The sequence below is a fragment of the Mesorhizobium sp. P2_H9 genome, from assembly GCF_056403215.1.
Genome location: NZ_JBFUFX010000014.1, coordinates 110859 through 130781, shown reverse-complemented (window position 1 = coordinate 130781; position 19923 = coordinate 110859). Strand labels below are relative to the sequence as shown.

General features: G+C 61.9%; 20 protein-coding genes and 1 tRNA gene. 10 read left to right on the top strand and 11 right to left on the bottom strand.

From position 1 onward, the window contains the following. Window positions 1-28: 28 nt before the first annotated feature. Genes secDF through AC1DXN_RS25025 form a run of 3 tightly spaced genes read left to right on the top strand, consistent with a single transcriptional unit; the run spans window position 29 to window position 3835 of the window. Window positions 29-2581, top strand: coding sequence for a protein translocase subunit SecDF (gene secDF, locus AC1DXN_RS25035; protein ID WP_477247555.1), 2553 nt, complete (start codon window positions 29-31; stop codon window positions 2579-2581). 14 nt (window positions 2582-2595) lie between these two features. Beyond that, on the top strand, window positions 2596-2985 hold the full coding sequence (locus AC1DXN_RS25030; RefSeq protein ID WP_477247554.1) for an Mth938-like domain-containing protein: 390 nt from the start codon (window positions 2596-2598) through the stop codon (window positions 2983-2985). A gap of 1 nt (window position 2986) precedes the next feature. Next, the gene (locus AC1DXN_RS25025; protein ID WP_477269942.1) at window positions 2987-3835 is read left to right on the top strand and encodes a phytoene/squalene synthase family protein; all 849 of its coding nucleotides are present in this window, start codon (window positions 2987-2989) and stop codon (window positions 3833-3835) included. Window positions 3836-3885: 50 nt separating this feature from the next. On the opposite strand, the gene trmFO is transcribed toward AC1DXN_RS25025, so the two are convergent. The 3 genes from trmFO to AC1DXN_RS25010 all read right to left on the bottom strand — a co-directional run bounded on the left by trmFO (window position 3886) and on the right by AC1DXN_RS25010 (window position 6019). Continuing rightward, window positions 3886-5304: a methylenetetrahydrofolate--tRNA-(uracil(54)-C(5))-methyltransferase (FADH(2)-oxidizing) TrmFO gene (gene trmFO / locus AC1DXN_RS25020; RefSeq protein WP_477269940.1), complete on the bottom strand. Its 1419-nt coding sequence runs from the start codon at window positions 5302-5304 to the stop codon at window positions 3886-3888. A gap of 385 nt (window positions 5305-5689) precedes the next feature. After that, the gene (locus AC1DXN_RS25015; protein WP_477247548.1) at window positions 5690-5830 is read right to left on the bottom strand and encodes a DUF1127 domain-containing protein; all 141 of its coding nucleotides are present in this window, start codon (window positions 5828-5830) and stop codon (window positions 5690-5692) included. Window positions 5831-5878: 48 nt separating this feature from the next. Then, window positions 5879-6019, bottom strand: a complete 141-nt coding sequence (locus tag AC1DXN_RS25010) for a DUF1127 domain-containing protein (protein ID WP_091596947.1) — start codon at window positions 6017-6019, stop codon at window positions 5879-5881. A gap of 237 nt (window positions 6020-6256) precedes the next feature. On the opposite strand from AC1DXN_RS25010, the gene AC1DXN_RS25005 reads away from it, so the two are divergent. After that, window positions 6257-7369: a DUF2157 domain-containing protein gene (locus AC1DXN_RS25005; RefSeq protein ID WP_477269938.1), complete on the top strand. Its 1113-nt coding sequence runs from the start codon at window positions 6257-6259 to the stop codon at window positions 7367-7369. Next, the gene (locus AC1DXN_RS25000; RefSeq protein ID WP_477269936.1) at window positions 7366-7950 is read left to right on the top strand and encodes a GDYXXLXY domain-containing protein; all 585 of its coding nucleotides are present in this window, start codon (window positions 7366-7368) and stop codon (window positions 7948-7950) included. The genes AC1DXN_RS25005 and AC1DXN_RS25000 overlap by 4 nt, the downstream gene beginning before the upstream one ends. A gap of 208 nt (window positions 7951-8158) precedes the next feature. Here the strand turns inward: AC1DXN_RS25000 and AC1DXN_RS24995 are convergent. Then, window positions 8159-8241: transfer RNA gene (locus tag AC1DXN_RS24995), tRNA-Leu, on the bottom strand. 340 nt (window positions 8242-8581) lie between these two features. Here AC1DXN_RS24995 and tig point away from each other — a divergent pair. Continuing rightward, window positions 8582-10054 carry a trigger factor gene (gene tig / locus AC1DXN_RS24990; protein WP_477269934.1) on the top strand — a complete coding sequence of 491 codons (1473 nt, stop codon included), beginning with the start codon at window positions 8582-8584 and terminating at the stop codon, window positions 10052-10054. A 78-nt stretch (window positions 10055-10132) separates the two neighbouring features. Here tig and AC1DXN_RS24985 read toward each other — a convergent pair whose 3' ends face one another. Then, window positions 10133-11059, bottom strand: coding sequence for a DMT family transporter (locus AC1DXN_RS24985; protein ID WP_477269932.1), 927 nt, complete (start codon window positions 11057-11059; stop codon window positions 10133-10135). Between the two features lie 38 nt (window positions 11060-11097). Between AC1DXN_RS24985 and AC1DXN_RS24980 the strand changes: the two genes are divergently transcribed. From AC1DXN_RS24980 to AC1DXN_RS24965, 4 genes are all read left to right on the top strand, one after another. Further along, complete coding sequence (locus tag AC1DXN_RS24980) at window positions 11098-12150, top strand: LysR family transcriptional regulator (RefSeq protein WP_477269930.1); 1053 nt, start codon at window positions 11098-11100, stop codon at window positions 12148-12150. A gap of 157 nt (window positions 12151-12307) precedes the next feature. Next, complete coding sequence (locus AC1DXN_RS24975) at window positions 12308-12688, top strand: c-type cytochrome (RefSeq protein WP_477269928.1); 381 nt, start codon at window positions 12308-12310, stop codon at window positions 12686-12688. Window positions 12689-12740: 52 nt separating this feature from the next. Beyond that, complete coding sequence (locus AC1DXN_RS24970) at window positions 12741-13679, top strand: heme o synthase (RefSeq protein WP_477269926.1); 939 nt, start codon at window positions 12741-12743, stop codon at window positions 13677-13679. Between the two features lie 149 nt (window positions 13680-13828). After that, window positions 13829-14647, top strand: a complete 819-nt coding sequence (locus tag AC1DXN_RS24965) for a DUF2189 domain-containing protein (protein ID WP_477247531.1) — start codon at window positions 13829-13831, stop codon at window positions 14645-14647. A gap of 53 nt (window positions 14648-14700) precedes the next feature. Here the strand turns inward: AC1DXN_RS24965 and AC1DXN_RS24960 are convergent, their stop codons facing one another. From AC1DXN_RS24960 to AC1DXN_RS24935, 6 genes are all read right to left on the bottom strand, one after another. Continuing rightward, window positions 14701-15174, bottom strand: coding sequence for an aminoacyl-tRNA deacylase (locus tag AC1DXN_RS24960; RefSeq protein ID WP_436260332.1), 474 nt, complete (start codon window positions 15172-15174; stop codon window positions 14701-14703). 172 nt (window positions 15175-15346) lie between these two features. Then, entirely contained in the window at window positions 15347-15745 is a 399-nt protein-coding gene (locus AC1DXN_RS24955) for a cytochrome C oxidase subunit IV family protein (protein WP_477269924.1), read from the bottom strand. A 9-nt stretch (window positions 15746-15754) separates the two neighbouring features. After that, the gene (locus AC1DXN_RS24950; RefSeq protein ID WP_477247526.1) at window positions 15755-16477 is read right to left on the bottom strand and encodes a heme-copper oxidase subunit III family protein; all 723 of its coding nucleotides are present in this window, start codon (window positions 16475-16477) and stop codon (window positions 15755-15757) included. Between the two features lie 13 nt (window positions 16478-16490). After that, window positions 16491-17195 (bottom strand): cytochrome c oxidase subunit 3, encoded by a 705-nt coding sequence (locus tag AC1DXN_RS24945; RefSeq protein WP_477269922.1) that lies wholly within the window; start codon window positions 17193-17195, stop codon window positions 16491-16493. Next, entirely contained in the window at window positions 17192-18955 is a 1764-nt protein-coding gene (locus AC1DXN_RS24940; RefSeq protein WP_477269920.1) for a cytochrome c oxidase subunit I, read from the bottom strand. Before AC1DXN_RS24940 ends, AC1DXN_RS24945 begins: the two co-directional genes overlap by 4 nt. Before the next feature lie 21 nt (window positions 18956-18976). After that, window positions 18977-19861 carry a cytochrome c oxidase subunit II gene (locus AC1DXN_RS24935; protein ID WP_477247520.1) on the bottom strand — a complete coding sequence of 295 codons (885 nt, stop codon included), beginning with the start codon at window positions 19859-19861 and terminating at the stop codon, window positions 18977-18979. Between the last annotated feature and the right edge of the window lie 62 nt (window positions 19862-19923).

Here is a 19923-nt window from a genome sequence, read left to right as displayed (position 1 = left end):
GCTTGTACGCCTGAACGGACGATAGACAATGTTATATTTTTCGCGCTTCAAGATGATCCTGATCTGGGTGGCCGTGGCCATCACAGTGCTTCTCGCGGCGCCCAATCTCTTCCCCGCCAGCACGCTGGCCCAACTGCCCAACTGGGTGCCGAAGCGGCAGATGACGCTCGGTCTCGATCTGCAGGGCGGTTCGCACATCCTGCTCCGGATGGATCCGAACGATCTGATCAAGGACCGGCTGGAGACGACGCGAGACGAAATCCGGACGCTGCTGCGCGATGCCAAGCTCGGCTATACCGGCCTTGCCGGATCGGGCCGGACCGTGCAGGTCCGCATCACCGATCCCGCGCAGGTGGAAGCCGCCAAGACGGCGTTGAAGTCCTTGACCGATCCTGTTGCCGCGGGCCTGTTCAGCGGCGGATCCATCCAGGAAATGACGCTGGACGACAGCGAGCCCGGCCTGCTCAAATTCACCGTCACCGACGCCGGCATCAAATACCGCACGGCGACGGCGCTGGCGCAGTCGATCGAGGTCGTCGAACGCCGCGTCAACGCGCTGGGCACGACAGAACCGATCGTGCAGCGGCAAGGCGATGACCGTATCCTGGTCCAGGTGCCAGGCCTGCAGGATCCGCAGAAACTGAAGGACATGCTCGGCACCGTCGCCAAGCTGAACTTCCAGATGGTCGACCCCTCGATGTCGGTGCAGGACGCGCTCAACGGTCGTCCGCCGGCAGGCTCCTCGATCCTTTACTCGCAGGACGATCCGCCAGTTCCCTACTTGATCGAGAACCGCGTCATCGTTTCGGGCGAAAGCCTCGTCGACGCGCAGGCGACATACAATTCCCAGACCAACGAGCCGGTGGTTTCGTTCCGCTTCGACTCCAAGGGCTCGGCGCGCTTCGGCCAGGCGACCTCGCAGAATGTCGGCAAGCTGTTCGCGATCGTGCTCGACGACCAGGTTATTTCGGCGCCGCAGATCCGCGAACCGATCCTGGGCGGCACCGGCCAGATTTCCGGCAGTTTTACCGCCGAGACCGCCAACAACCTCGCCGTGCTGCTGCGCGCCGGCGCGCTGCCGGCCAAGCTGACGGTGATCGAAGAGCGCACGGTGGGTCCGGGTCTTGGCCAGGATTCCATTCATGCCGGCAAGGTTGCCGGCATCATCGGTTCGATCCTCGTCGTCGCCTTCATGTTCGTCGCCTACGGCTTCCTCGGCTTCCTCGCCAACATCGCGCTGGCGGTGCATGTGGCGATGATCGTCGGACTGTTGTCGCTGCTTGGCGCGACACTGACCTTGCCCGGCATTGCCGGTATCGTGCTGACCATCGGCATGGCGGTCGATTCCAACGTTCTGATCTATGAGCGTATTCGCGAGGAGCGGCGAAACGGCCGCTCTGTGATCCAGGCGATCGACACCGGCTTCACCAAGGCGCTGGCGACCATCGTCGATTCCAACATCACCTCGCTGATTGCTACCGTGGTGCTGTTCTATCTCGGCACCGGGCCGGTGAAGGGCTTTGCCATCACCTATGCCATAGGCATCCTGACCACGGTCTTCACCGCCTTCACCTTCACCCGTCTGCTGGTGTCGATCTGGCTGCGCCGGGCGCGTCCGAAGGAGTTGCCGCGGGCGCCGGTGACCTTCATTCCGGCCGGCACGAAGATCCCGTTCATGGGCATTCGCCGCTGGACATTCGCCCTGTCGAGCGCGCTTTCGATCCTCTCGGTCGTGCTGTTTTTGACCGTCGACATCAACTACGGCATCGACTTCAAGGGCGGCTCGCTGATCGAGGTGCAGGCCAAGACCGGCAATGCCGATCTTGCCGATATCCGCGGCAGGCTGACGGAACTCAACATCGGCGAAGTGCAGGTGCAGCAGTTCGGCGAGCCGAACGACGTGCTGATCCGCGTCGGCACGCAGGACGGCGGCGAGAACGCCGAGCAGACCGTCATCGACAAGGTGCGCGGCGAGTTGCAGGACCAGTACGACTTCCGCCGCGTCGAAGTGGTGGGTCCAACGGTCTCGGGCGAACTGGCCAAGCAAGGCACGATCGCCATGCTGGTCGCGCTGCTCGGCATCCTGGTCTATGTCTGGTTCCGTTTCGAATGGCAGTTCGCGGTCGGCGCCATCGTCGCGACTGTCCACGACGTGGTGATGACGCTCGGTTTCTTCGTCATCACCGGGCTTGAATTCAACCAGTCCTCGCTGGCGGCGATCCTGACCATCATCGGCTATTCGCTGAACGACACGATCGTCGTCTATGACCGCGTTCGCGAGGATCTGCGAAAATACAAGCGCATGCCGCTGCCGCAATTGTTGAACAACGCCATCAACGAGACGCTGTCGCGAACGACGCTGACCTCGGTGACGACGATCCTGGCGTTGCTGGCGCTGGTGCTGTTCGGCGGTGAGGTGATCCGCTCGTTCACGATGGCGATGCTGTTCGGCGTTGTCTTCGGTACCTATTCGTCGATCTTCATCGCCGCGCCGCTGCTGATCCTGTTCAAGTTGCGGCCGCAGGCCACGACGGCTGACGACGAGAAGCCGGTCGGCAACGGCAAAGCCGTGGCGACCTGACGAACGCTGCGCTCGTGGCAAAAGGCATCGTCATCCGCGAGGCGCATTTCCCCGGCCGCGCGCCGATCGAGGCCTATGGCAATGGCGGGTTCCGCTTCGCCGACATGTCGCATCGCGGCTCCCTGCTGTGCCTGCCCTCAGGCATTTACGGCTGGGAGCCGGCCGACCCCCTGGCGCTGACGGCGGCGGATTTCGAAAAGTTGCTGGCCGAGGCCGGCACGGTGGAGATCCTGCTGGTCGGCTGCGGCAAGGATCTCAGGCCGTTACCGGCAGCGCTGCGCGCGGCACTGAAAGCGGCGGGCATTTCATCCGATCCGATGTCGACCGGAGCGGCAGTGCGGACCTACAATGTGCTTTTGGCGGAAGACCGCGCCGTGGCCGCCGCGCTGATCGCCGTCGACTGAGATGGCTGATGCCGGCAAGATCGTCATGGACGCGGTGCGCGCCGCCGACCACGACCGCTATCTCACAGCGCTCTATGCGCCGGCGGACAGACGCGACGCGCTGTTTTCGCTCTATGCCTTCAACGCCGAGATTGCAGGCATTCGCGATCGCATCCATGAAGCATTGCCGGGCGAAGTGCGGCTGCAATGGTGGCGCGACGTCATCGCCGCGGACGATGATGGCGTTGGCCATCCTGTCGCCGACGCGCTGAAGGCGACGATTGCCGCTCATCGCCTGCCAAAGCCGGCATTCGACAATATGCTCGAAGCGCGCATCTTCGATCTCTATGACGACCCGATGCCGTCGCGCACCGATCTCGAAGGCTATTGCGGTGAGACGGCAGCCGCCCTCATCCAGTTCGCGGCGATGGTGCTCGATCCCGTCGAAGCGCCGCGCTTTGCCGAACTGGCGGGCAGGGCGGGTTGCGCGCAGGCGATGACCGGCCTGCTGCTTCTGCTGCCGCTGCATCGCAAGCGGGGACAAAGTTTTGTTCCGGCCGACATCCTGGCGTCGGCAGGCTCGTCGCCGGAAGAGTTTGTTGCAGGCGATGGCGGGCCGGGTGCGAACCGTGCGGTGGCGGCAATGATCGCGCTGGCGCGGGAGCATCTTTCCGCTTTCGAGCAGGGAGCATCTACTTTGCCGGTCTCGCTGCGCCCGGCATTCCTGCCGCTGACGCTGACGCGCGCCTATCTCGGCAAGATGGAAAGCCATTCACCGCTCAACGGCGTGGCGCGGCTTTCGGCGTTGCGCCGGCATTGGCTGTTGTTGCGCCGCGCGTCGCAAGGCTGGTCAGCCAGACGTCAATCGTAGCTGGAATTCTTCAAGCTGTGGCCAGCATCAAGGCTGCGGAGTAGCGAACCTTACTCCGCCGCTTCGGCTGTTTCCGCTTGCGCCGGCAGCCCCAACCATTGCCGGCAATCGGCGCGAGCGCGCGATGTGATGGCGTGCCTTTTGGCAACCGTCTTGTCCTTGCCGCGCATGCGTTTGCCCTCGGTCTTCGGCGCCTCCACCGGTGGGAACAGGCCGAAATTGACGTTCATCGGCTGAAAGGAGCGTTTTCCCGGCTCGTCGTCGGAAACGATGTGGCCGCCGGTGATGTGGTTGAGCAGCGCGCCGAAGGCGGTGGTCAACGGCGGCAGCGACGGCGCATGGCCGAGCCGTTCGGCGGCGGCAAAGCGGCCGGCGAGCAGGCCGATGGCGGCGCTCTCGACATAACCCTCGCAGCCGGTGATCTGGCCGGCAAAGCGCAGGCCGGGCCGCGACTTCAGCTGCAGCGAGGCGTCGAGCAAGGTCGGTGAATTGATGTAGGTGTTGCGGTGCAGGCCGCCGAGGCGGGCGAAGTCGGCGTTTTCCAGGCCTGGAATGGTGCGGAACACGCGCACCTGCTCGGCATGCTTCAGCTTGGTCTGGAAACCGACCATGTTGTAGAGCGTGCCCAGCGCATTGTCCTGGCGCAGCTGCACGACGGCGTAGGCCTTGACCGTCGGGTTGTGGGCATTGGTCAGCCCCATCGGCTTCATCGGCCCATAGCGCAGCGTCTCGACGCCGCGTTCGGCCATGATCTCGATCGGGAGGCAGCCATCGAAATAGGGCGTGCCCTCCCATTGTTTGAATTCGGTTTTCTGGCCGTCGACCAAGGCCTGGACGAAGGCAAGATACTGCTCCTTGTCCATGGGGCAGTTGATGTAATCCTTGCCGGTGCCGCCGGGGCCGACCTTGTCGTAGCGCGACTGGAACCAGCAAATGTCCATGTCGATGGTGTCGAAATGGATGATTGGCGCGATGGCGTCGAAGAAGGCGAGCGCATCGGCGCCAGTCGTCTCGGCAATCGACTGGGCGAGCGAAGGCGCGGTCAGTGGGCCGGTGGCGATGATCGCCTGGTCCCAGTCCGCCGGCGGCAGGCCGGGTACTTCTTCGCGCTCTATGGTGATCAGCGGATGCGCTTCGAGCCTTTTGGTCACCGCTTGCGAAAATCCGTCGCGGTCGACGGCGAGCGCGCCGCCGGCCGGCACCTGGTGCGCGTCGCCGGCGCTCATGATCAGCGAGCCGGCCAGCCGCATTTCGGCGTGCAACAGGCCGACGGCATTGTTTTCGGCGTCGTCCGAACGGAAGGAGTTGGAGCAGACGAGCTCGGCCAGACCATCGGTCTTGTGCGCATCGGTGGCGCGCACAGGTCGCATTTCATGCAGGATTACCGGCACGCCGGCTTCAGCCGCCTGCCATGCCGCTTCGGATCCGGCGAGGCCGCCGCCGATGATGTGGATTGGATTTTTGCTCATGAGCGCCGGAATAATCGCTTGCAGCGGCGATTGCAATTGCCGCGCTGCAGACCGGCGAGGGGAAGCCTGCCCTGAAAACAACAACACCCGCCGGGGGAGGAGGTCCGGCGGGTGTCGTTTTTGGGGTCGACCCTCGGGAGGAGGTGAAGATCGACCGTATTCGTCATCGCCGGGGAGGAGGTCGGCTTTGACGAAATCTCTTTCGCCATTTTTAAAAGGGGCGAAACCCTTTGGAAGACGAACTGCGTTCGCTTTGGAAACAGCGCCCGCCGCGGGAGGAGGTGCGGCGGGCGCCGTTTTGGTGGTCAACCCTCGGGAGGAGGTGAAGGCTGACCGTATCCGTCAGGGTCGGGGAGGAGGTCGACCCTGGCGAAATTCCTTAACTTCAGATCGCCTTGCGGGCGACGTGCTTGATCTCGTCGCGGACGATGCCGAGATCATGGAGCTGGCGGTTCGAAAGGCGACCCAGCTCGTTAACGGTGTCGCGATAAACGCGCCAGTTACGATAGTTGCGGATCAGGTTCATTGTCGTTCTCTCTTAGAATTGGTTCGGACCATTTGCGGCCCGAAAGGATTAGACCGCCTTGCGAGCGACGTAGTGGATGTCGCTGCGGCTGATGCCGAGGTCAGTCAGTTCACGGGTGCTCAGGCGGCTCAGCTCGGAAACGGTGTCCCGGTAGCGGCGCCAGTTGCGGTAGTTGCGGATCAGGTTCATGGTATTTCTCGTTTCGTCTTTCTTTCGGATCATTCCGTCTTTCAGTACGACCTGAAGATAGGTGGGCTAAAAACGATTTAAAAGCGCTATTGGTGCATGGCAGCAATGCAAATTGTGCAATGCAACATTAACGCGCGTTCACGGCTTCGACACAAAGAAACCCGAATCGGAAAATGCCGTAGCGTCAACGGCTTGGCGGGATCGGCTAAAAAAAGACCAGGCTGGGGGAGATGGGGTATGGCGAGCTATTCGTCACGGGTCAGGGCGGATATCGCACGCTGGCGAGCGGGCGGCCTGATCGACGCGCCAACCGCCGATGCGCTGGCGCGCGACGTCGAAGCAAACGAGCGCAAGTCGCTGAGCTTCGGTTCGATCCTGGCTATGATGGCGGCGCTGTTGTTCGGCGCCGCGATCCTGATTTTCGTCGCCGCCAATTGGGAAGCCATTCCCCGGCTGGCGCGCGTCCTGGCGCTGTTTGCCATCATCCTCGCCGGCTATGTCGGTGGTGCTGTCCTGAAAACGCGCGACCATGCAGCGATCGGCGAGGCGCTGTGGATCGTGGCCGCGGCGGCGTTCGGCGGCTCGATCGCGCTGATCGGCCAGATGTATCACTTGTCCGGCGACGAAGCCTCCGCCCTGATCACCTGGGGTGCCGGTACCGCGCTGGCCGCAGTCGCGCTGCGCTCGAACCCGCTGACCGTCGCTGCCGTCGGCATTGCCGATGCCTGGCTGTTCCTCAAAGGGTTCGACTATTTCCGCAAGACGGAATTTCCGCATTTCTTCGTCGTCATGGCGCTGGTGCTGTTCGCCATCTCGTACTGGACGCGCAGCCAGGCAGCGCGGCATTTGATTATCCTGTCGGTACTCTTCTACCTTGTGCTGTTTGTCATGGACTACGATACGCTGCAGGTCGCCATTCCGCTGGTGGTCGCCTCGGCGCTGCTTTTCGCGGCGGCGACCTTCTTCGCCGAACCCGTCGACAGGATCGTGCAGCTTGGCGGCCGGCTGCCCTTGCACGCATTGATCGGCTTTCTCACCGGTCTGGCGATGATCCAGTTCGAAGTGGCGGATACCCATAGCAGCGGCTTCGCACTTGCCTCGGTCGTTGCGCTCGCCGGCATTGTCGCCGCCATCATGCTGGGTGGCCGCGAGAGCAGGGGCCTGCGCTGGGTGGCCTATGCCGGCTTCGCCTTCGAACTGGCCATCATCTATGTCGTGATGCTGCAATCGATGCTCGATACGGCGGGCTTCTTCCTGGCGGCGGCGGTTCTGCTCGGCATCCTGGCGCTGATCATCATCCGCATTGAAAAGCGCATGAAGGCGCCGCGCGTTGAAGGAGCGAACGCATGATGACCGGCAAGAAACTCATCATCTCGGCGCTGGTGCTGGCGCTCGTCCAGATCGGTTTTTTGAGCTGGATCATCGCCGGACGGGCGGCGATCCTGCGCAATGGCAAGGAAGTCCTTTTGAAGGTCGAGCCGATCGATCCGCGCGACCTCCTGCGCGGCGACTATATTTTCCTCGGCTATGAGATTTCGGGCATACCGGTGAAGCTGATAGCCAACATTCCGGTCGGCAAATTCTCAACCGACGACACGTCGATCGTGGTCAGGTTGAAAAAGGGCGCTGAGGGCTATTGGCAGCCGACCACCGCCTGGTTCGGGCAAGAGCAGGCGCCGGCCGCACCCGACGAGGTCGATATTGTCGGCCATGTCGCCGAGGGCTGGGACCTGCGCGAGAGCGGCGCGACGATCCGGCCCGACTACGGCATCGAGCGCTTCTACCTTCCGGAAGGCGAGGGGATGGCGATCCAGAACGACATGCGGGTGCGGCCGTTCGGCATCCGCGCCGCCATCGCGGCCGACGGCACCGCGCAGATCAAGGCGCTGATGGACGGCGACAAGACGCTGTTCGAGGAACCGCTCTACTAGACGAATGGATGTCTGTTTGCCGAGTTTTCGACGCTTGTGTCGCCAATCGGCACTGACTGCGTGCTGGGGCCTGAACTGGGCGAGGTTGGCAGAGTGGTTTACTGGGCAGGTGTTTGAAGCGTAGGGCGTCGCCGCCAGTCCTCCTACGCCAGGCTGCGAAGGACACTCCTTCTGGTGGACTGCCACCCCAAGCTCGAAGAGCGAAGGGTGGTGCGGGTAGAGGGACTCGAACCCCCACGTTTTCACGCCAGAACCTAAATCTGGTGCGTCTACCAATTCCGCCATACCCGCGTGGCCCGGCAATCCCATGTAGCCATCATTCTGTCAATGTCAGGGCCAAAATGGCGGTCATTCGCTGCAACGCGAAGGTGGTTGAAAATTAGCCGCGCCTGTGACAAAAGGCGTGTCAAATGTGACGGGACGCGACGATCCGCTTCTGCAGAATGTGATAAGAAGTAGGAAAAACAAAGACTTATTCACATTTTGGAGCGCAGTTTGGGAGAATTTGAGCCGCTTTTGCGGTCAAATCGCCAGGTTCCGTACCAAAAGCCATTCCCGGCAAGATTATACCGGCAGGCTGTAAACGGCAGGAGCCGTTTTGCAGCCTCATTGGTGAAAAAAAGGTTTTACGATGCAGGTCACCGAAACGCTCAACTCCGGTCTCAAGCGCGAGATCAAGATCACCGTGCCGGCGGGTGACATGGAAGCCAAGCTGATGGCGCGGCTGTCGGACGCCCGCAACAAGGTCCGCATCAACGGCTTCCGTCCCGGCAAGGTGCCGGTGCAGCACCTGCGCAAGGTCTATGGCAAGTCGTTCATGGCCGAAGTGGTCAACGAGATCCTCAACGATTCGACCCGTTCGATCATCACCGGGCGCGGCGAAAAGGCCGCCATGCAGCCCGAAGTGATCATGACCGAGGACGAGAAGGAAGCCGAGAAGATCCTGGCCGGCGGCGCCGACTTCGAGTTCAGCATCAATTACGAGATCATCCCGTCGATCGAGATCAAGGATTTCTCCGACATCAAGGTGACGCGCCAGGTGTTCGACGTGCCGGATACCGAGATCGACGAGCAGGTTCAGCGCGTTGCCGAATCGGCACGCAGCTACGAGCCGAAGACCGGCAAGGCCGCCGAAGGCGACCGCGTGTCGATCGACTATGTCGGCAAGATCGATGGCGAAGCCTTCTCGGGCGGCGCCGGTACGGATCAGCCGCTGGTGCTCGGCTCCAAGGAATTCATTCCCGGCTTCGAGGATCAGCTCATCGGCGCCAAGGCCGGCGACGAGAAGCAGGTGACGGTCACCTTCCCGGAAAACTACCAGGCGGCGCATCTGGCCGGCAAGGAAGCCACCTTCGACGTCACCGTCAAGGAAGTGTCCAAGCCCGGTGCGCTGGAGATCAATGACGAGACGGCCAAGAATCTCGGCCTCGAGTCGCTGGAGCGCCTGCGTGAAATCGTGCGTACCCAGATCGAGAACCAGTTCGGTTCGATGACGCGCCAGAAGGTCAAGCGCCAGCTGCTCGACCAGCTCGACGCCTCCTACTCGTTCGAGGCACCGTCAAAGCTCGTCGATGCCGAGTTCAACAACATCTGGACCCAGGTCAATCGCGATCTCGAAGCTGCCGGCCGCAGCTTCGCCGACGAAGAGACGACCGAAGAAGAGGCGCGCGCCGAATATCTGCGGCTTGCTGAGCGCCGCGTGCGTCTCGGTCTGGTTCTCGCCGAAATCGGCGAGAAGGCCGGCGTCACCGTGACGGACGAGGAATTGCAGCGCGGCCTGTTCGAGCAGGTGCGCCGCTATCCGGCCGCCCAGCAGCAGGAAGCCTTTGAGTTCTACCGTAGCAATCCGGAAGCGCTGAACACGTTGCGCGCGCCGATGTTCGAAGAGAAGGTGGTTGATCATCTGCTCGGCCAGATCTCGGTCACCGACGTCAAGGTCAGCAAGGAAGAGCTGATGGCTGACGACGACGAGGCCGAGACCGCCAAGGCAAAGCCGGCGAAGAAAGCCGCTGCAAAGAAGGCTGACGCCAAGCCGGCCGACGACACGGAAGAGCCCAAGAAGAAGGCCGCGCCGAAGAAAAAGGCCACCAAGGACGCCGAATAAGCGCCTGACGACAGGATCACAAAAAGGCCGCCCCCATGGGGCGGCCTTTCTCGTAGTCGGCAGGATGGCTGACCGGGATCAGAGCGCCTTGATGATGATGCACCCGGCTAGCAGTAGAACGACGCCGGCGAGCCGCATGCCCGACACCAGCCGCTGCGGCAGGTGAAACCAGCCGAGCGTGTCGACGAAAATGCTTGCGACCTGCTGGCCGGCCACCGTGAGGCCGACGGCTGCCGCCGCGCCGATCACCGGGATGGCGGTGAACACGGTCGTGACATAGGTCGCGCCGGCAAACCCTCCGAGCCAGCCCCACCAGGGCATCGAGGAAACGCCTGCGAGGCGAGGGCGAGCAGTCTTTGTCCATGCAAGTGCGGCCAGAAGCACCGCGGCCATTGCCAGCGTCGCCACCAGGAATGAGATGGTGCCGACTGCGAACGGCGTGCCGCCAAGGTCATGCCGCAGCAAGGCATTCACGGCCCCTTGCACCGGCAATACGGCGCCGGCCAGAAGCGCCAGTCCGATCCAGCCCGGTTTCGACGGCGCCAGATTGTCCGCCGCCCCCTTCTGTCCCAGAACGATGAGGGTCGCACCGGCGAGCACGACGAGCATGCCAAGGGAGGGGCCGGCTTGCAGGCCGGCCTCAGGAAGTCCGAGCCAGCCAAATGTGTCGAGGGCAAACGATGCAAGCATCTGCCCGGCGATGAACAGGCCGACAGACACGACGGCGCCGAGGCGAGGGAAGAGCAGGATGGTCGAAACGACATAGAAAGCCGAGGCCGTGCCACCGACCGCGTGCCACCATTCGGCCCTGCGAATGGCCAGCAGCGCCGGCATCGTTCCGGTGAGGACCGTGATCAGCAGCAGCACGATGGCGCCGACCGAGAGCTGAAGTAGCGTTGCGGCAAAGGGCGAGCCGACGGCCTTTGAAAGTTGTGCGTTGGCGCCGGCCTGCACGGCGAGCAGGCCACCGGCGACTAGCGCCAGGGGTATGAAGAGGATTTCCAATTTATCAGCCCTTGATTTTGGGTCGCGCGACAGTTGCGATGGCCTATATGGCGTGCGCGAATTCGCATATCGATCTGCCGATTTGCCCATCTGTTGTGCGTTTTTGCAGAGGCCTATTCGGCATTTGGCTCGCCAACTGCCAATCGTTTCCCTATCTTTCTGCGGAAATGCACAGCTCTCGCGACCATATCGACTGGGAAGATTTGCGCATGGTGCTGGCCGTCGCCGACGGCGCTTCACTGGCGGCAGCGGCGCGGATTCTTGGTGTGAACCACACCACTGTGCTGAGGCGCGTCAATGCGTTCGAGAAGCGGCTTGGCATCCGCCTTTTCGACAGATTGCCGACGGGCTACGCGCTCACCGCCGGCGGCGAGGAATTGCTGGGTGCTGCGCGCAAAATGGCTGAAACGGTCAATGAACTGGCGCGCAAACTGTCGGGGCAGGACCTCAGGTTCGAAGGAAAATTGCGGGTTACCACCACGGATACGCTGATGGTGTCGGTGCTGCCTCGGATCCTGGCTGCGTTTCGGGATCTCCAACCTGGCATTAGGGTCGAGGTGACGACGCAGAATTCCATAGCCAATCTGACACACCGCGACGCGGACGTGGCGATCAGACCGGTATCGCAGCCGCAGGAAATTCTGGTCGGCAGGCGCATTTCGGGCGTCGCCTTCGCCGCCTACGCGGCGCCGTCCTATGTCGAGACGCTGCCATCAGAGCCCAGATTCGGTCTGTTGCGCTGGATCGCCCCTGACGACAGTCTCGCCAATACAGGCGTTGCCCGGTGGATGCGTTCGTCGCTGCCGGATGCCGAAATTGCCTTCCGCGCCGATTCCCTGGTGACGATGTCTCATGCAGCTCGCGCCGGAACGGGGGTGGCCGTGCTTCCCTGCTATCTCGGGGATGGTGCTTCAGGACTTGTGCGGGTCGGCGGCTTGATCGAGGAGATCGGTTCGGCCTTGTGGGTGCTTGTGCATGATGATCTGCGCCGCACGGCACGCGTGCATGCCTTTACCAAATTTGTCTCCGACGCCTTGCAACAGCGACGCGATCTTCTGGAAGGCAGGTTGGGCAGCGCGGCGCAAGGCTGACATCTTCTATCTGCCGGCCAAATTCTGTGGTACTGACATGTCGTAGGGCCACAAGGGAGGAGCGGATATTCCGTTCTGTGGCGCAAGGCGCATGTCGGTGCATATACCGGCGCGCGCAGATCGTCTTGGCAATATTGGCGATCAGTGAGGAGATGCCATGCGTGCAATAGCATTCCTAGCCACCATATCCGTTGCAACCTTCATCTCGAATTCATCGCAGGCCCAGGATGCTGCGGCAGGCGAGAAGGTCTTCACCAAATGCAAGGTCTGCCACATCGCAGAAGAGGACACGAACAAGATCGGTCCGTCGTTGCACGGCGTCATCGGTCGGACAGCCGGAACGCATCCGGATTTCAAATATTCCGAGGCCATGATCGCGGCCGGCGCATCCGGGGTCAAATGGGATGAACCGACGCTGACGACCTACCTTCATGATCCCAAGGCCATGGTCAAAGGCACGAAGATGGCGTTTCCCGGCCTGAAGAAGGACGAGGACGTCGCCAACGTCATCGCCTATCTGAAGCAATTCTCAAAATAGCCTGGCTCTTCGGCCGGCTCGGCTGCCGGTTTCCACTGCTGGTCGTCTCAAAATGTCGGTCAAGGAAAGCCTCAAGGATACCGACGTCCGCCTTTCGGAAGCGACGGCTGGTGATTTCTTTGCGCTGTTGAAGCCGCGGGTCATGGCGCTGGCCATCTTTACTGCTTTCGTCGGTCTGATGGTGGCGCCGGGCGGGATGAACCCGGTCATCGCCGTGATCGCCATCGGCGCCATTGCGGTTGGAGCAGGCGCGGCCGGGGCGCTCAACATGTGGTACGATGCCGATATCGACGCTCTGATGTCGCGCACCTCAAAACGGCCGATTCCGTCGGGCCGTGTCATGCCGGGCGAGGCGCTCGGCTTCGGCCTGGTGCTTTCCGCATTCTCGGTGATGACACTCGGCCTGCTGGTGGGTTGGCTCGCTGCTTCGCTGCTGGCCTTCACCATCTTCTTCTACGTCGTCATCTATTCGATGTGGCTGAAACGCTCGACGCCGCAGAACATCGTCATCGGTGGCGCCGCGGGCGCGCTTCCTCCTGTCATCGGCTGGGCGGCGGCCACCGGCGCCGTCGGCATTGAAAGCCTCATCCTGTTTCTGATCATTTTCCTGTGGACGCCACCGCATTTCTGGGCGCTGGCGCTGTTCAAGACCGGCGACTACGCCGCGGCCGGCATCCCGATGATGCCGAACGTGGCCGGCCAGGCTTCGACGCGAAGGCAGATCTTCGCCTATGCATTGGTACTGGCGCCGATCGGCGTGCTGCCCTGGGCGTTTGGGTTCGCCAGCGGATTCTACGGGATTGCTTCGGCTGCCTTGGGCGCGGGTTTCATCTGGCAGGCCTGGAAGGTTCTGGTCATTGCCGACCAGGACATGAAACCGGCAAAGGCGCTGTTTGCCTATTCGATTTTCTATCTGTTCGCGATCTTTGCCATGCTGCTTGCCGACACCATCGCCATGCGCGCCTTCATGCCGGTTGCAGCCGGTGCATGACCCTGCCGGCCCTTCCGACAAAAGGGCGACAAACCCCATGCAAAAGAGTATGTTGATGACGGTGCAGGTCGCGGTTTGCGTGGCCAGTCATGCAAAACGGCGGCACCGTGAAACCGCGACCTAACCGGACCTGATCTGGAGGAACGGGCATGACTAGTTTTCACGTGATAGCAGGCGCCAGCGAGACGCTGGAACACACTAAAATTCGAAAAATCGGCGTTTCCGACCTTTTTGATGCGCTCAAGCGCGGCGTCGACGATTTTATGGTCAAACCGTCTCACATCGTTTTTCTCTGCCTGATCTATCCGCTGGTCGGCGTCGTGCTGGCTGCCTGGACGTCGGGCGCCAATGCGTTGCCGTTGTTGTTTCCGCTGGTGTCCGGTTTTGCGCTGATCGGTCCGTTCGCGGCGATCGGCCTCTATGAAATCAGCCGCAGACGGGAAGCCGGGATCGACGCCTCCTGGAAGCACGCTTTCGAGATCAGGAATTCTCCGGCGCTGCCATCCATCGCGGCGGTCGGGATCATGCTGTTTGCGATCTTCATCGCCTGGCTTTTGACGGCGCAGCTGTTCTACCAGTCTCTCTTCGGCCCGGCGCCGCCGACATCGATATCCGGTTTCATCAATGAGATATTCGCCACCGGCCGGGGCTGGACGCTGATTATCCTGGGTCATGCCATCGGCTTCGTCTTCGCCGCCGTGGTGTTGTGCACCACAGTCGTCGCTTTCCCGCTGTTGCTCGACCGCGACGTGGGCGCCTATGAGGCCATCCACACCTCGGTGCGCGTGGTCCTGGCCAACCCGATTGTGATGGCTGTCTGGGGGGTGATCGTCGCCGTCTGCCTGATCATCGGCTCGATACCGGTGTTCGCGGGTCTGGCGGTGGTGTTGCCTATCCTCGGTCACGCCACCTGGCATGTCTACCGCAAGGTCGTGGAATCCCCGGCGCCGGTCAGGCCGACGAGTTGACGATATCCGGCTCGGCTGCACCGGCGAGAGTTCCGGTGCAGCCGGTTGATTTTTCAGTAGGCAGCGTGGCTGAAGCGGGCGTGACGTGCGTCCATGGTCAGGTTGCGGAAATCCTTGCCGCTGACATGCACCAGAGTCCTGTGGTCGCCGCCCTCGAAATAGATGTCGGCGGCCTCGCCGAGGCTGTCGTCGAGGATCACCGGGACATCGTAGGCCGCGCCGATCGGCGGAATGGCGCCGGTGTCGCAATCGCCGAAGAGTGAGACCACCTCGTCTTCGGAGGCGAGCCCAAGACGCCTGTCCATCACGTCCTGCAGTGTACCGAGCTCGATTCTGTGCGTGCTTGGGACCACGGCCAGCGCATAGCCGAGTTCGTGGTGAACGACCACCGATTTGGCCATCATGCTGCCGGGCACATGCGCGGCAATAGCGGACTGCCTGCTCGTCGATGTGCGATGGTGGGCGACGGTGTCGTAGGAGATTCCTCTCCCGTCAATGTAGTCCTTCAGTCTGTTTGCGATCGTCATCTTCGGCCTCCCTGCTGGAGTTCGCGGCGGATCGGAAACGAGGGCAATCATTCTCCTCCGATCGTTTCCGACAATAGCAAGATGGATCAGGCGCCCCTTGTTTCAAGGCAGCACGGCCCGACCCCAACTGCAGGCAGCCTCGGTCGACCAAGCCCCAAATCCAGTTTGCGTATCAGGGCCCGGCGCCGAAAAACGTCACACGGGTGAGAAGCGTGTGATCCGCTTCGAACAGCATCAGTGCCACGAACACCAGCACGAAAACCGGCGGCAGGATGATCGCGTACATCAGTGCCAGCCGCTCCCAGGCCATGTGCATGAACACGGCGACGATCAGCCCGGCCTTCAGGATCATGAAGATCAGGATCAGCGACCATCTGAGATAGCCGTGCAGGCCGAAATAGTCGACCAGATAGGAGCAGGTGCTGAGGATGAACAGCCATGCCCAGACCACCATGTAGAGCTTGATCGGGTGTTCCTGGTGAACCTCTGCATGGGCGCCGCCGGTTGCTGCCGCGTCATGAGCAGGGTGAAGAGCGTGTTGCCCCAGGCCGTTTGCGGTTGCTTCAGCCATATCGTCCTCTCACCAAAGATAGAAAAATGCGAAAATGAACACCCAGACCAGGTCGACGAAGTGCCAGTAGAGCCCCATGATCTCGACATTCTCGTAGCGGCCCTTGCGGCTGGTGAAGAAGCCGGGCCGCTCTGTGTCGTAGTCTCCGCGCCAGACCTTGCGCGCCACGATGAGCAGGAAGATCACCCCGATCGTCACATGGGTGCCGTGGAAGCCGGTGATCATGAAGAAGCACGAACCGAACTGTGCGGCACCCCATGGATTGCCCCAGGGCCGCACCCCTTCGGTGATCAGCTTGGTCCATTCGAAGGCCTGCATGCCGACAAAGGTCGCGCCAAGTGCTGCGGTCAAAACCATGAGGATCGCCGTCTTGCGGCGGTCGCGGCGGTAGCCGAAATTGACCGCCATGGCCATCGTTCCGCTGCTCGAGATCAGCACGAAGGTCATGATGGCGATGAGGATCAGGGGGATTTCCTGGCCGCCGATGCGCAGCGCGAAGACCTCGCTGGGATTTGGCCACGGCACGCGGGTGGAGATACGCGCGGTCATGTAGGAGATCAGGAAGCAGCCGAAGATGAAGGTGTCGCTGAGCAGGAAGATCCACATCATGGCCTTGCCCCAGGACACGTTCTTGAACGCCCGCTGATCCGAAGACCAGTCGGCGGCAATGCCTTGCCAGCCCGCCGGCCGCGGCTCCGTCTGGCCGATATGCGTTAGTGTCGTCTCTGCCATGCTCCCAGACCTCCTAGGTCAGTAACTGTCGGCAAATGTCGATGAACGTCGCGGCCCAGCCGGCCAGAAGAACGAAGATGGCGAACCAGACGAAAAGCAGGAAATGCCAATACATGGCGCACAGTTCGACGCTGAGACGCAGTCGTTCCGGTCGTGCCCCGTTCCAGGCACTGACGGTTGTTCTGCTCAAGCCCACCAGCCCGCCCACGATATGCAGGCCATGCATTCCGGTGATCAGATAGAAGAAACTGTTGGCGGGATTGGAGGCCAGCCAATAGCCGTCCGCGCTCAATTCCCGCCATGCCATAAGCTGTCCGATCAGGAAGGCGAGGGCGGTGAGCGCGGCTGTGGCTAGGCCGAGCCGGACCGTGTCCAGTTGGCCTTTGCGCGCCGCGACCGAGGCGCATTGCAGCGCAATGCTGCTCAAGACCAGCACACTGGTGTTGAGCCAGAGGATGCGCGGCAATGGCATTGGCTGCCAGTCCGACAGTGCCATGCGCATGAAGTAGGCGCTGGTGAACAGCGCAAACAGGCAGCCGACGACGGCAAGGAAGACGCCGAGGCCGATCTTGGCGGTCGGCAGCGCCGACCGGTCGAGGGCGATATAGTCGCCTGCCATGCCTTGCTCGAGCCATGGCTTTGCCATCAGCCGCTGGTGGGAGAGCCACCACCCGGCAATGCCGAAAATCACAGCCAGGAAGACCAGGATGACGCTCATGCCGGCTCCCTCGAGGGACCGCCCGGCATGTTCTGCGGGATGAAGTCCTCCTTGGCGCCCGGCACGCTGTAGTCATAGGCCCAGCGATAGACGATCGGCAGGTCCTTGCCGAAATTGCCATGCGCCGGCGGTGTCTGCGGCGTCTGCCATTCGAGTGTGGTCGCCCGCCATGGATTGCCGCCGGCATCGCGGCCGTGGCGGATGCTCCAGATCAGGTTGAACAGGAAGACGATCTGAGCAAAGCCGACCATGAACGCCATGATGCTGATGAAGGAGTTCAGGTGATGGGCCGACTCCGTCATGATCGCCATGTCGGTCAGTTCGTTGTAGCGCCGCGGAACGCCCATCAGCCCGAGATAGTGCATGGGAAAGAAGATCAGATAGGCGCCGAGGAACGTAACCCAGAAATGGAACCGGCCCAGCGTCTCGTTCAGCATCCGGCCGGTGACCTTCGGGTACCAGTGGTAGATCGCCCCGAAAATCACGGTGATCGGGGCGACGCCCATGACCATGTGGAAATGGGCGACGACGAACATCGTGTCCGACAGCGGAACGTCGACGACGACATTGCCGAGAAACAACCCGGTCAACCCGCCATTGACGAAGGTGACGATGAAGGCCATGGCAAAAAGCATCGGTATGGTGAGATGGATGTCGCCGCGCCACAGCGTCAGCACCCAATTGTAGACCTTGATGGCGGTCGGGATGGCGATGATCAACGTCGTGGTGGCGAAGAAGAAGCCGAAATAGGGGTGCATGCCGCTGACATACATGTGATGCGCCCAGACCACGAAACTCAGCGCGCCGATGCCGACGATGGCCCAGACCATCATCCGGTAGCCAAAAATGTTCTTGCGCGCATGGGTGCTGATCAGGTCGGAGACGATGCCGAAGGCCGGCAGCGCCACGATGTAGACCTCGGGGTGGCCGAAGAACCAGAACAGATGCTGGAACAGGATCGGGCTGCCGCCATTGTGCTGCAGTTGTTCGCCCATCTCGACCACCGCCGGCATGAAGAAGGAGGTGCCGAGCACGCGGTCGAGCAGCATCATCACGCAGGCGACGAACAGCGCCGGGAAGGCGAGCAGCGCCATGACGGTGGCGGTGAAGATACCCCAGACGGTCAGCGGCAGGCGCATCAGCGTCATGCCGCGCGTGCGGCCCTGCAGCACGGTCACGACATAGTTCAGGCCGCCCATGGTGAAGCCGATGATGAACAGGATCAGCGACACGAGCATCAGGATGATGCCCCACTCCTGGCCACCGGGCGTGCCGGTCATGATGGCTTGCGGCGGGTAGAGCGTCCAGCCGGCCCCCGTCGGTCCGCCGGGCGCAAAGAAGCTCGACACCAGAACCAGCACGGCGAGCAAATAGATCCAGTAGCTCAGCATGTTGACATAGGGAAAGACCATGTCGCGGGCGCCGACCATCAGCGGGATCAGGTAGTTGCCGAAGCCGCCGAGGAAGAGTGCGGTGAGCAGGTAGATCACCATGATCATGCCGTGCATGGTGATGAACTGGTAGTAGGCTTCAGGAGTGATGAAGTTGAAGGTGCCGGGGAAGCCGAGCTGCAGCCGCATCAGCCAGGACAGCACCAGCGCCACCAGGCCGATGGCCGTAGCGGTTGCCGAATACTGGATGGCGATGACCTTGGCGTCCTGCGAGAAGACATACTTCGTCCACCAACTGTGCGGATGGTAGAGTTCCATTTCCGCGACTTCGGCGGGCGGTACGGCATCTGCAGGCGTGATATCGACCATAGGAGCACCTCCGTGCCCTTTTTAGCGGGACCCGACAGTTTCGAGTTTTGCCGCAACTTCTAGAGCTGACACCGTCGCGTTGCCCGGCGCCGGTTGTGTCGACCCGGTTTGCAGGGGTGCCGACAATTGCGCGAACGTCTGCTGCTGGCCGAGCCAGGCCATATAGTCCTGCTCGGTGTCGACCATGACGACACCATGCATCATCGGATGACCCTGGCCGCAAAGCTCGGCGCACAGGACCTGGAAGGTTCCGGTCTTGGTCGGGGTGAACCAGAAATAGGTGACCGAGCCCGGAATCATGTCCATCTTGGCGCGGAATTCCGGCACATAGAAATCATGCAGCACATCGATCGAGCGCAGCAACATCTTGACCGGCTTGCCGACCGGCAGATGCAGGTCGGCCGCTTCGACCACGACATCGTCCTGGCCGTTGGGATCCTTGGCGATCACGCCCAGCGGATTTTCTGCGGTGACGTCGCGCGTGTCGGATGTGCCGAGCTTGCCGTCCTTGCCAGGCAAGCGGAAACTCCACTGCCATTGCTGGCCGACGACTTCGACCATGGTTGCGTCGCTGGGAACGTTGACGAACTGGCTCCAGACGAACAGGCCGGGGACCAGCATGGCGGTGACGCCTGCTCCGGTGACGATCGTCAGCCACCATTCGAGCCGCTTGTTCTCCGGTTCGTAGGCCGCCCGGCTGCCTTCCCGATGACGGAAGCGGAACACGCAATAGGCCATGAACAGCACGACAGCGGAAAAGACGATGCCGGTGATCCAGAAGGTGATGATGATGGTGTTGTCGATGTAGTCCCAATTAGAGGCAATCGGAGTCCACCACCATGGGCTCATGAAGTGGAACAACACCGAGCCCACGACGATCAAAACGAGTACAAGCACGATGGCCATGTCCCGTCCTCCCCGGCATTCGAGGGGGCGCGAAGCCGTCCCGGCGAATGCCACGCGCATCA

Bases quoted from the DNA above. Each gene is read 5' to 3' on its own strand.
- secDF (WP_477247555.1), top strand. From the start codon at position 29: ATGTTATATTTTTCGCGCTTCAAGATGATCCTGATCTGGGTGGCCGTG.
- AC1DXN_RS25025 (WP_477269942.1), top strand. From the start codon at position 2,987: ATGGCTGATGCCGGCAAGATCGTCATGGACGCGGTGCGCGCCGCCGAC.
- trmFO (WP_477269940.1), bottom strand. From the start codon at position 5,304: ATGAGCAAAAATCCAATCCACATCATCGGCGGCGGCCTCGCCGGATCC.
- AC1DXN_RS25015 (WP_477247548.1), bottom strand. From the start codon at position 5,830: ATGAACCTGATCCGCAACTATCGTAACTGGCGCGTTTATCGCGACACC.
- AC1DXN_RS25010 (WP_091596947.1), bottom strand. From the start codon at position 6,019: ATGAACCTGATCCGCAACTACCGCAACTGGCGCCGCTACCGGGACACC.
- AC1DXN_RS25005 (WP_477269938.1), top strand. From the start codon at position 6,257: ATGGCGAGCTATTCGTCACGGGTCAGGGCGGATATCGCACGCTGGCGA.
- AC1DXN_RS25000 (WP_477269936.1), top strand. From the start codon at position 7,366: ATGATGACCGGCAAGAAACTCATCATCTCGGCGCTGGTGCTGGCGCTC.
- tig (WP_477269934.1), top strand. From the start codon at position 8,582: ATGCAGGTCACCGAAACGCTCAACTCCGGTCTCAAGCGCGAGATCAAG.
- AC1DXN_RS24980 (WP_477269930.1), top strand. From the start codon at position 11,098: ATGGCCTATATGGCGTGCGCGAATTCGCATATCGATCTGCCGATTTGC.
- AC1DXN_RS24975 (WP_477269928.1), top strand. From the start codon at position 12,308: ATGCGTGCAATAGCATTCCTAGCCACCATATCCGTTGCAACCTTCATC.
- AC1DXN_RS24970 (WP_477269926.1), top strand. From the start codon at position 12,741: ATGTCGGTCAAGGAAAGCCTCAAGGATACCGACGTCCGCCTTTCGGAA.
- AC1DXN_RS24965 (WP_477247531.1), top strand. From the start codon at position 13,829: ATGACTAGTTTTCACGTGATAGCAGGCGCCAGCGAGACGCTGGAACAC.
- AC1DXN_RS24960 (WP_436260332.1), bottom strand. From the start codon at position 15,174: ATGACGATCGCAAACAGACTGAAGGACTACATTGACGGGAGAGGAATC.
- AC1DXN_RS24955 (WP_477269924.1), bottom strand. From the start codon at position 15,745: ATGGCTGAAGCAACCGCAAACGGCCTGGGGCAACACGCTCTTCACCCT.
- AC1DXN_RS24950 (WP_477247526.1), bottom strand. From the start codon at position 16,477: ATGGCAGAGACGACACTAACGCATATCGGCCAGACGGAGCCGCGGCCG.
- AC1DXN_RS24945 (WP_477269922.1), bottom strand. From the start codon at position 17,195: ATGAGCGTCATCCTGGTCTTCCTGGCTGTGATTTTCGGCATTGCCGGG.
- AC1DXN_RS24940 (WP_477269920.1), bottom strand. From the start codon at position 18,955: ATGGTCGATATCACGCCTGCAGATGCCGTACCGCCCGCCGAAGTCGCG.
- AC1DXN_RS24935 (WP_477247520.1), bottom strand. From the start codon at position 19,861: ATGGCCATCGTGCTTGTACTCGTTTTGATCGTCGTGGGCTCGGTGTTG.